At 29.2% G+C, this 8259-nt stretch carries 11 protein-coding genes and 1 tRNA gene; 7 read left to right on the forward strand and 5 right to left on the reverse strand.

What is annotated here, in order from left to right; all coding sequences use genetic code 11:
* The first annotated feature begins 290 nt into the window (after window positions 1-290).
* On the forward strand, window positions 291-482 hold the full coding sequence (locus ABIN73_10090; protein MEO0270076.1) for a hypothetical protein: 192 nt from the start codon (window positions 291-293) through the stop codon (window positions 480-482).
* 15 nt (window positions 483-497) lie between these two features.
* On the opposite strand, the gene ABIN73_10095 is transcribed toward ABIN73_10090, so the two are convergent.
* From ABIN73_10095 to nuoB, 3 genes are read right to left on the reverse strand one after another with little or no spacing between them, the layout of a single operon-like run.
* Window positions 498-1664: an NADH-quinone oxidoreductase subunit D gene (locus tag ABIN73_10095; GenBank protein ID MEO0270077.1), complete on the reverse strand. Its 1167-nt coding sequence runs from the start codon at window positions 1662-1664 to the stop codon at window positions 498-500.
* A complete protein-coding gene (locus ABIN73_10100; protein MEO0270078.1) occupies window positions 1664-2146 on the reverse strand; it encodes an NADH-quinone oxidoreductase subunit C in 483 nt (160 codons plus the stop codon). Before ABIN73_10100 ends, ABIN73_10095 begins: the two co-directional genes overlap by 1 nt.
* Window positions 2143-2598, reverse strand: a complete 456-nt coding sequence (gene nuoB / locus ABIN73_10105) for an NADH-quinone oxidoreductase subunit NuoB (GenBank protein MEO0270079.1) — start codon at window positions 2596-2598, stop codon at window positions 2143-2145. Before nuoB ends, ABIN73_10100 begins: the two co-directional genes overlap by 4 nt.
* A 35-nt stretch (window positions 2599-2633) precedes the next feature.
* On the opposite strand from nuoB, the gene ABIN73_10110 reads away from it, so the two are divergent.
* The 3 genes from ABIN73_10110 to ABIN73_10120 are packed head-to-tail and all read left to right on the forward strand — an operon-like array spanning window position 2634 to window position 5391.
* Window positions 2634-3413: an MlaD family protein gene (locus ABIN73_10110; protein MEO0270080.1), complete on the forward strand. Its 780-nt coding sequence runs from the start codon at window positions 2634-2636 to the stop codon at window positions 3411-3413.
* On the forward strand, window positions 3414-4730 hold the full coding sequence (radA, locus tag ABIN73_10115) for a DNA repair protein RadA (GenBank protein ID MEO0270081.1): 1317 nt from the start codon (window positions 3414-3416) through the stop codon (window positions 4728-4730).
* Entirely contained in the window at window positions 4717-5391 is a 675-nt protein-coding gene (locus tag ABIN73_10120) for a TRAM domain-containing protein (protein ID MEO0270082.1), read from the forward strand. Before radA ends, ABIN73_10120 begins: the two co-directional genes overlap by 14 nt.
* Here the strand turns inward: ABIN73_10120 and ABIN73_10125 are convergent.
* Window positions 5359-5598 (reverse strand): DUF1858 domain-containing protein, encoded by a 240-nt coding sequence (locus tag ABIN73_10125; GenBank protein ID MEO0270083.1) that lies wholly within the window; start codon window positions 5596-5598, stop codon window positions 5359-5361. The genes ABIN73_10120 and ABIN73_10125 overlap by 33 nt on opposite strands.
* A 66-nt stretch (window positions 5599-5664) precedes the next feature.
* Here ABIN73_10125 and ABIN73_10130 point away from each other — a divergent pair.
* The 3 genes from ABIN73_10130 (at window position 5665) to ABIN73_10140 (ending at window position 6903) form a co-directional block, all read left to right on the forward strand.
* Window positions 5665-5738, forward strand: a tRNA-Arg gene (locus tag ABIN73_10130).
* Window positions 5739-5752: 14 nt separating this feature from the next.
* Window positions 5753-6325, forward strand: a complete 573-nt coding sequence (locus tag ABIN73_10135) for a hypothetical protein (GenBank protein MEO0270084.1) — start codon at window positions 5753-5755, stop codon at window positions 6323-6325.
* On the forward strand, window positions 6322-6903 hold the full coding sequence (locus ABIN73_10140; GenBank protein MEO0270085.1) for a hypothetical protein: 582 nt from the start codon (window positions 6322-6324) through the stop codon (window positions 6901-6903). The genes ABIN73_10135 and ABIN73_10140 overlap by 4 nt, the downstream gene beginning before the upstream one ends.
* On the opposite strand, the gene mnmG is transcribed toward ABIN73_10140, so the two are convergent.
* Window positions 6900-8259: tRNA uridine-5-carboxymethylaminomethyl(34) synthesis enzyme MnmG (mnmG, locus tag ABIN73_10145; protein ID MEO0270086.1), on the reverse strand; the 1360-nt coding region annotated here is incomplete at its 5' end. The two genes, ABIN73_10140 and mnmG, sit on opposite strands and share 4 nt — an antisense overlap.

The raw sequence follows: 8259 nt of genomic DNA on the forward strand, positions 1-8259 counted from the left end.
TTTTTTTTTTTTTTTTTTTTTTTTTTTTTTTTTTTTTTTTTTTTTTTTTTTTTTTTTTTTCAACCCCTTATTTAACCCTTTTCTCAGGGTCTTTTTTATATATATTTTTTATGATTAAAAAATTTTATTTTTTAACCCTAAATAAATCTTTATTTTAAGATTAAAATATGACAACTGAAACAGCGAATATTAATGCACTAATCTTAGGAACTCTTGCTTTAATTCAACCACTTATTTTATCTTATTTTACAAACAAACTTATATAAAAAGAAGATGAAAGAGCAAAGAAGATGATTGAAGCAACACAAAAGATGATTGAAGAAAGTAAAAAAGATACAGAAAAAATACTTGAAAGAACTCAAAAGATGATTGACGAAGGAAATAAGAGACTTGAAAAATTCATAATGGAAACACAGAGAATGATTGATGAAGGAAATAAGAGACTTGAGATACTTCTATCAGAAGTTATTAAAAGAGTTTAATTAAATTTCATTCCTTTACCTATCTACCTCACCAAATACAGGGTCTAAAGATCCAATAATTGCAACAAGATCAGAAATTAAATGCCCTGGCAATATCTTTTCTAAAATCTGTAAATTTGCAAAAGAAGGGGACCTTATATGAACCCTGTAAGGCTTATTTGACCCATCAGACACAATATAAACTCCAAACTCACCCTTTGCACTTTCAACAGAAGCATAAACCTCACCCTCAGGAACAGGAAAACCTTCTGTCACAAGTAAAAAGTGATGAATCATTTCTTCAATTGAATTATAAATCTTTGTTTTTGGGGGTGGAACAACTTTATAGTCATTTATTAAAACATCACCCTCAGGAATCATTTCAATTGCCTGTTCTATTATCTTAATTGACCACTTCATTTCTTCAATCCTTACCCTATATCTTGAATAAACATCACCATCATAAAAAACAGGAATTCCAAAATCTATCTTTGGATAAACAGAATAAGGGAAATTTTTTCTAACATCATATTTTATACCAGAACCCCTTAATACAGGACCTGTAACATTATATTCAAGAGCCATTTCAGGTGGAATTACTCCTATACCTTTTGTCCTCCTTTCAAAAATTAAACTTTTCTGTATAATTTCATCCATTTCAATAATTTTATTTAATACCTCAGGAAGGAAATCTTTAACTTTTTTAAGCCATCCATGGGGTGTATCAGCAGCAACACCACCTATTCTAAAAAAGGAAGGATTCATCCTCTGTCCTGATATTTCTTCAAAAAAATCCAGTATCTTTTCTCTTAATTCAAAGGCATACATAAAAACTGTCATTAAACCTAAATCAAGTAAATGGGTTCCAAGCCATATAAGATGTGCAGCAATCCTTTGAAGTTCTCCAAGAATTACCCTTATATACTCAGCTCTTTCAGGAACTTCTATTTTTAAAAGTTTTTCAACTGCAAGAACATAAGCCCAGTTCTGTAATATAGGGGCAGTATAATCCATTCTATCAGTCCATACCATTGCTTTTTGATAGGGCAAATTTTCCATTATTTTTTCTGAACCCCTATGGAGAAAACCTATTATTGTCTCTGCTTTTTTAACCCTCTCACCATCAAGATAAATTTTAAGCCTCATAACTCCGTGGGTCGCAGGATGCTGTGGACCAATATTAAGCTCAATTAACTCTTCCATTAGTAAATATCTTCAAGAGTTGGAATAGGACCTTCTTCTTCAAGTTTATAATCTTTTCTTAAAGGATAACCCGGGAAACTCTCCCATAATAAAATTCTTTTTAAATTAGGATGATTTAAAAACTTAATACCAAAAAGATCGTAAACTTCCCTTTCAAACCAGTTAGCCCCAGGATAAATTGAACATACTGATTCAATTTCAGGTTTCTCTCTTTCAAGTTCCACTTTAATTCTTATCCTTTCATTTCTTATAAAAGACAAAAGGTGATAAATAACTTCAAAAATATTTTTTTCTTTATAATCACAGGCTGTTATATCTATTAAATAATCAAATAAAAGCTCCTCAGAATATCTTAATATTTTAAATACTTTTAATAAATTCTCCTTATTTATTTTTAAAGTTAAAATATCTTTTATTTCTAAACTGAATTGAATTTTTTCTTTATTTAGTTTATGTTCTATTAAATTTATAAGACTTTTCAAATTTTCTTCTCTATTTTCTCCTGTAACTTTTGAATGGCATATAAAAGGGCTTCAGGTCTCGGAGGACATCCTGGAACATAAACATCAACTTTTATTACCCTATCTATACCTTTTAAAACCGAATAACTCCTGTAATAGGGACCACCAGTTGAAGCACATATTCCCATTGATATAACCCATTTTGGTTCAGGCATTTCTTCATAAAGTCTTTTAATAACAGGTGCCATTTTTAAAGCTACTGTTCCTGCAATTATAAGTAAATCTGCCTGTCTCGGTGAGGGTCTAAAAACCTCTGCTCCAAATCTCGAAAGGTCAAATAATGGATCAGTTGTTGCCATCATTTCAATTGCACAACAGGCAAGACCAAAGGTTAAAGGCCATAAACTATACTTTCTACCCCAGTTAATTACATCTTCAACCCGAGTTAAAATAAAAGGAGGTAAATCTTTCATTTTTAATTTTAAAAACCTTATAATCTAAAATTCAAATGGAAAAAAAGAAATTACTCGCTGGTCTTTTTGTATTTATTTCCATCCTCGTCCTTGTTTTTCTTTATATATTTTTTACTGAATTCAAGATAGCAAAAAATAGATTCTATTATGAAGCAGTTGTTCCTGATGCCTCATGGCTTGAAAGAGGTGATATAGTAACAGTGATGGGAATAAATATGGGAAGAGTTGAAAAACTCTGGATTGAGGGAGATAAAGTCATTATAAGATTTTTTATTGATGGTCTAAAATTAAGAAAAGGTGCAAAAATTATTGTTGAAAATCAAGGGTTCCTTGGAAGAAAAAGACTTATTATTAAACAGGGAAATGGAGAAGAATATCCACCTTTATCCCGAATTGAAGGACAAACTGGATGGGATATAGGCAATCTGATATCAGAAGGTGAAAAACTTATAGATTCTTTAAATTTACTTTTGAAAGGAGTAAAAGAACTTGTTTTAACTTATGATAAAACAGGCAATGAAGTATTAAAGGAAATTAAAAATGTTTCTAAGGACTTATCAAGATTTTTAAATACATGGGAAAAAACAGGAGAAAGTGTATCTGAATTTACAGAAAATCTAAAGGGTCTATCTTCCCTTATTGAAAGGTCTGATACCCTTTTAAAAAAGATTGAAAAAAGCGAAGGAACACTTAAAAAATTAATTTTAGAAGATACAACTTATAGAAAAGTTGACTCCCTTTTAACTGAAATTAAAAATTTATTAAAGGATATAAAGAGTGATCCGAGGAAATATTTTAAGTTTTCAATATTTTAAATGAAAAAAGAAAAAGTAATCTATATATGTGAAAATTGTTCCTATGAATCTTATAAATGGCTTGGAAGATGTCCTGTATGCGGTTCATGGGATTCTTTCAGGGAATTAAAAAATAAAAATTTAAAAGAAAAAGGTGAAGTTTTTAAATTCACTGATATTAAACTCAAAACTAAAAAATTTATCGAAACAGGAATAAATGAGGTAGATAGAGTTCTTGGAGGAGGTCTTGTTGAAGGTGGTTTATATCTACTTGGTGGTGACCCTGGTATAGGTAAAACAACCCTCTTACTTATTATTGCTGAAAAAATTTCAAATAAGGGAAAAAAGATTCTCTTTGTTTCTGCTGAGGAATCAGGGGAACAACTTAAAATGAAGGCTGAAAGGCTTAAAATTAAAGGTGAAAATATATGGATATCACAAAGTTCTGACACTGAATCAATAGAAGAAGAAATTAGAGAAATAAAACCGGAATTTTTAATTATTGATTCAATTCAAACGGTTTTTAACCCCCTTAATCCCTCTTCTCCTGGAAGTGTTTCTCAAGTTAGAGATGTAGGTTCCTTTTTTTTGAAAATTTCAAAGAGGGAAAATATTACAACCTTTTTAATAGGTCATGTAACAAAAACAGGAGAAATCGCAGGACCCAAAACCCTTGAACATATGGTGGATTGTGTTTTATATCTTGAGGGCGAAAAAAGGGAAAACTTAAGAATTTTAAGACCTTTTAAAAATAGGTTTGGTTCAACTGACGAAATAGGAATTTTTGAAATGCAGGAAGAGGGACTTTTGGAAGTAAAGGATACCTTAGGACTATTTGTTTCTGAATTAAAAGCACCTGGAGTTATAATTTTCCCAATGGTGGAAGGTAAAAGGGTAATAATGGTTCAGATAGAATCCCTTGTTTCAAAAACTTTTTTCCCTGTTCCGAGAAGAGAAACTCAAGGGTTTGACATAAGAAGGCTTTCAATGATTTTAACCTGCTTAGAAAAATATCTGAATTTACCCTTGTATCAATACGATGTTTATGTTAACGTAACAGGGGGGATAAGGATAAATGAAACTGCTGGTGATTTACCCCTTGCCCTTTCCATTATCTCCTCCTATAAAAATATTGAACTTCCAGAGAATTTTATAAGTTTTGGAGAAATTGGACTTGCTGGTGAAATAAGAAATGTAAGGGATTATAAAAAAAGAATTCAAGAAGCAAAAAGGAAAGGATTTAATAGGGGAATTATTCCCTATTTTGAAAATTCTGATAAAGATTTTTTAAGCATAAAAAACTTAAAGGATATTTTAAGAATAAATGTTTTTCCTTGATTATATAATTTTTTACAGTAATTACCTTCTGATTTTTCTTTTAATTTTATTGATAATACTTTTATTTTTAATTTCTAAAAAAAGGGAAAAAATTCCACAATTTATAATTGACTTTGAAACACTAAAAGATGAAAGGTTTCTTGAACTTTTTGTTAAGGATCTATTTTATTTTAAAATTATTATGTCAAAAATTGATTATCAAAAATTTGAAGAATACATAAAAAATCTTACAGGTGAAGAAAGAGAAAATTTTATTTTTTATTTAAAGGAAATTGAAAAAAAGAATAAAAATAAATTTTTAAAATTAGTAAACAAAAATATTGAAGATTTAATTTTTAAAGGAAAGAAGAAAAAAATAATTATATCCGATCAGAAACTTAAAGAAAAGTTAGAAGAATCAAATATTCAATTTTTTTATTTTCCAGAAATTGTAAAAATATTTAAAACAAAACTTAAAGAAGGAGATGTTATCAAAATAAAAATTTTAAAAAAAGGAAGATATTTCGATGAAGGAATAGGATTTTTACCCGATGATACCCCTGTAATAGTTAAAGAAGGAGCAAATTATTTAGGAGAAGAGGTTACTTGTGTAATAGAAAAAGTAAAAAATACTTATGCAGGAACTATTTTAGAGGCTAAAATCTTTAAAGGAAATACCTAATTTTTTTTCTGAAACTAATTTATTTAACTCTTCAAGAAGTTCTTCAAGGTTTTTAACCCCGTATTTGAGAGCATTTTCCTTTATTGAACCCCATATAGGCTCTCCGCAAGAAATAGCAGGAATACCATATTTTAAAAATATAGAAACACTATCAGGATAAAGGGTTAAAATTTCTTCTATATTTGTATCCTCTGTTATCTTTTTCATATTTAATTAATACTTTTTCTATTTAAAAATTGCAAAAACTTAAAAATTATTATAAAATTAAAAAATGCCCCCGTAGCTCAGGAGGATAGAGCGGCAGTTTCCTAAACTGCAGGTCGGGGGTTCAAGTCCCTCCGGGGGCATTTAATAAAAAAATTTGGAATTAAAAGTAAGAGGTAGTTTATTTTTGGTTACAAGGATTTTCTTAATAGAGAAACTTGGAGAAAAAAACTATAAGGAAAAGTTAAAGGAGTTTTCTCAGGAAATCTCAAAATTTCTTGAAGGTGAAATAATAGAAGCTCTCTTTTACCCCTATGAACTTCTAAAACTTTTACATAAAGAAATTTTTGAGAAAATTTTTAAAGGTGATATAAAAAAATTCAGAGAAATTGGTAAATATTCAATAAAAAGGGAATTTGAAAGAGGTTCCTTTAGGGAATTATTTAAAAAAACTGATATAAAAACTTATATTTATCAGGTCGGGAGTATGGTTTATAACTATTTTTACAGTTTTGGTAAATTTGAAATTAAAAGTGCAGAACTTGAAAATAAAAAAATTGTTATTCATATAACAGATATGCCTGATATTGATTTTTTTTGCGAAGAGAGAATAAGGGGTGCCCTGGAAGCAGCAGGTGAAATAAAGGGTTTTAAAGAGATAAAAGTTGATATCACAAAAAGAGTTTCAAAGGGTGATAATCTCTTAGAGTATGTGATAACATATAAATGAATAACAAAGAATTAAAAATAAGGGGTATTACCTTTACAAATTTAAAATTATTTATAAATGAAAAGTTAGGAATTAATACCTTTAAAAAATTCTTTGATATTCTTCCACAGGAATTAAAAAAATTTTTTAGTGAAGAGATTATAGAATCCCAATTTTATGATCTTGAAGACTTTTTAAAAATTGTTGATTATCTTTTAAAAATTTATGAGGGCAATAAAGAGGAATTAATGTTTAAGATAGGAGAATATTCTGTTCAAAGAGCCTATGAAGGTCCTTTTAAAATAATATTTGATGTATCAGACTTCCAAAGTTTTGTAAATAGTATCCTTGAATTTGCTTTTAAGTATTACTTTAATTTCGGAAATTTTAAAATAGAAGAATTTGAGCCAGAAAAAGGTAAGGTTAAAATTATTGTAAGTGACATTCCTTTTAAAGACCCTTTTTTTGAAAAAAGGCTTGAAGGAGGAATTTATTCTGCCTTCAAAATTAAGGGATTAAAAAATTTAAAAAGTAAAATTACCAAAAGTATTGCAAAAGGTGATGATGTTATAGAAATAACTTTAGAATGGGAAGTTTAATTATCCCTTTTTGTTTCTCTTAAATAGTAATAAAGTGAAAGAGCATCTGTAATTCTTATACCAGGAACTCTCAATGCCTGAGCAAAAGTTCTTGGTCTAATTTTACTCCACTTTTCCTTTGCCTCATAGGAAACATTCGGAATTTTCCAGAAATCTATTTTTTCAGGTATTTCCCTTAATTCAATTTTACTTACTCTTTTTGCTTCATTCATTTCCCTTTGGATATAACCATCATAATGGATTTCACTTATAATTCTTTCCTTAACATTTTCCTTAACCTTCTTTATTATTCCCCTTTCCTCTAAAATATCATAAATTCTATTATCCCTTTTAATAAGATCAAATAGGGTTATTGATTCAGGTAAATCTTTAATTTTCAAAAATTTCTCTGCCTCCTTTCTTTTTATCCTTTTTTGTTTTAAAAAACTTATAATCTCCTCAAAAACTCTTTTTTCTTCTAAAAATTCCTCCCATTCTTTTTTCTTTATTAGCCCGAATTTATAACCATAAGGTAAAAATCTTTCTTTTGCTGTATCCTGTCTTAAAGTTAATCTGTATTCTACTCTTGATGTAAACATCCTGTATGGCTCATCAACTCCCTTTGTTACAAGGTCATCTATCATAACACCTATATATCCCTCATTTCTTTTTACAACAAAGGGATCTTTATTATCAAGATATAAAACAGCATTTATCCCTGCAACAATTCCCTGAGCAGCAGCCTCCTCATAACCTGTTGTTCCATTTATCTGACCTGCTAAAAATAAACCTCTTATTTTCTTTGTCTCAAGCCACGGATTGAGTTCCTGAGGATTTATAAAATCATATTCTATTGCATATCCAGGAACTAAAATTTTTGCATTCCTTAAAGGAGGTATTGTTTTTAAAATTTTATACTGAATTTCCTCTGAAAAAGATGTGGATAGACCACTTATATAAACTATATTAGAATTTCTTCCATCAATTTCAAGGAAAAGTTGATGTCTTTCTTTATCAGGAAAATTAACAACCTTTAATTCAAGAGAAGGACAATACCTTGGACCGATTCCTGTTATATCACCTATAAAAAGGGGACACTCATTTAAATTCTCCCTTACAATCTTATGAGTTTCTTCATTTGTATAGGTTATCCATGCTGGAATCTGCTCAACTTTTAAATAAAAATTCCTGAAGGAAAAACCCCTTGGAGGTTCATCACCTCTCTGTTCCTGAGCAAGGGAAAAATCAACGGTTTTTATATCTATTCTTGGTGAGGTTCCTGTCTTTAATCTACCCATTTCAAATCCAAGATTTTTGAGAAATTCAGATAACTCATAAGAAGGATCCTCCCCCATTCTTCCTGCTTTTATTTTTTTC

It is taken from the genome of candidate division WOR-3 bacterium (genome assembly GCA_039804025.1).
Taxonomy (GTDB): Bacteria; Hydrothermota; Hydrothermia; order Hydrothermales; family JAJRUZ01; genus JBCNVI01.

What these genes read in the sequence shown, in the direction of transcription:
- radA (MEO0270081.1), top strand. Translation starts at nt 3,414, where the DNA reads ATGAAAAAAGAAAAAGTAATCTATATATGTGAAAATTGTTCCTATGAA.
- nuoB (MEO0270079.1), bottom strand. Translation starts at nt 2,598, where the DNA reads ATGAAAGATTTACCTCCTTTTATTTTAACTCGGGTTGAAGATGTAATT.
- ABIN73_10095 (MEO0270077.1), bottom strand. Translation starts at nt 1,664, where the DNA reads ATGGAAGAGTTAATTGAGCTTAATATTGGTCCACAGCATCCTGCGACC.
- ABIN73_10125 (MEO0270083.1), bottom strand. Translation starts at nt 5,598, where the DNA reads ATGAAAAAGATAACAGAGGATACAAATATAGAAGAAATTTTAACCCTT.
- ABIN73_10140 (MEO0270085.1), top strand. Translation starts at nt 6,322, where the DNA reads ATGAATAACAAAGAATTAAAAATAAGGGGTATTACCTTTACAAATTTA.
- ABIN73_10120 (MEO0270082.1), top strand. Translation starts at nt 4,717, where the DNA reads ATGTTTTTCCTTGATTATATAATTTTTTACAGTAATTACCTTCTGATT.
- ABIN73_10090 (MEO0270076.1), top strand. Translation starts at nt 291, where the DNA reads ATGATTGAAGCAACACAAAAGATGATTGAAGAAAGTAAAAAAGATACA.
- ABIN73_10110 (MEO0270080.1), top strand. Translation starts at nt 2,634, where the DNA reads ATGGAAAAAAAGAAATTACTCGCTGGTCTTTTTGTATTTATTTCCATC.